2 protein-coding genes are annotated in these 1017 nt (G+C 47.5%); both read left to right on the top strand.

Annotated elements, in window-relative coordinates; translation table 11 throughout:
- The first annotated feature begins 75 nt into the window (after window positions 1-75).
- Complete coding sequence (locus IEY13_RS30005) at window positions 76-411, top strand: Ig-like domain-containing protein (protein ID WP_444542345.1); 336 nt, start codon at window positions 76-78, stop codon at window positions 409-411.
- The coding region (locus IEY13_RS30000; RefSeq protein WP_444542344.1) for an Ig-like domain-containing protein at window positions 345-1017 on the top strand (673 nt) is incomplete at its 3' end. The genes IEY13_RS30005 and IEY13_RS30000, both read left to right, overlap by 67 nt.

Raw genomic sequence — 1017 nt, 5'->3', positions numbered from 1 at the left:
ACTTATACTGTAACCACTGCCAAAGGTTGTGTAAGTGTGGATACTGCTCACGTAGCTGTAAATGCTTTACCAGAGATGGAGAAAAGTGTTGGCGAACGTGAGGTATGTGCGGGAAGTGCGATTACGCTGACAAACGGCTCAACTGGGGGTGCTGGTGTATGGAGCAGCAGTGCTGCAAGTGTAGCCACAATAGATAATAATGGATTAGTTCATGGTGTAGTTGCTGGTAACGCAGTGATTGCCTATACTGTAACAACTACCAAAGGTTGTGTAAGTGTGGATACTGCTCATGTAGCTGTAAATGCTTTACCAGAGATGGAGAAGAGTATTGGCCTGCGTGAGCTATGTGCGGGAAGTGCTGTTACACTTACAAACGGCTCTACTGGTGGTACTGGTGTATGGANACTGTAACCACCGCCAAAGGTTGTGTAAGTGTGGATACTGCGCACGTGCTGGTAAATGCTTTACCAGGGATGGAGAAGAGTGTTGGCGCGCGTGAAGTGTGTGCCGGAAGTTCTGTTACGCTGACAAACGGCTCAACTGATGGAACCGGTGTATGGAGCAGCAGTGCTGTAAGTGTTGCTACAGTGGACAATAATGGATTAGTTCGTGGTGTATCTGCAGGTTCTGCGGTAATTACCTATACTGTAACCACCGCCAAAGGTTGTGTAAGTGTGGATACTGCCCACATGCATGTAAATGCTTTACCAGAGATGGAGAAGAGTGTTGGCGAACGTGAAGTTTGTGCGGGAAGTTCTGTTACACTGACAAACGGCTCAACTGGTGGAACCGGTGTATGGAGCAGCAGTGCTGTAAGTGTAGCCACAATAGATAATAATGGTGTAGTTCGTGGTGTAACTGCTGGTTCTGCGGTTATTACTTATACTGTAACCACCGCCAAAGGTTGTGTAAGCCTTGATACTGCGCACGTGTTTGTAAATGCTTTACCAGAGATGGAGAAAAGTATTGGCGCGCGTGAGGTATGTGCCGGAAGTACGGTTACGCTGACAAACGGCT

This window comes from Filimonas zeae (assembly GCF_014641615.1).
GTDB lineage: Bacteria > Bacteroidota > Bacteroidia > Chitinophagales > Chitinophagaceae > Filimonas > Filimonas zeae.
Note: the sequence above shows the minus strand (reverse complement) of the source record. Positions and strands in the feature narration are given on the sequence as shown.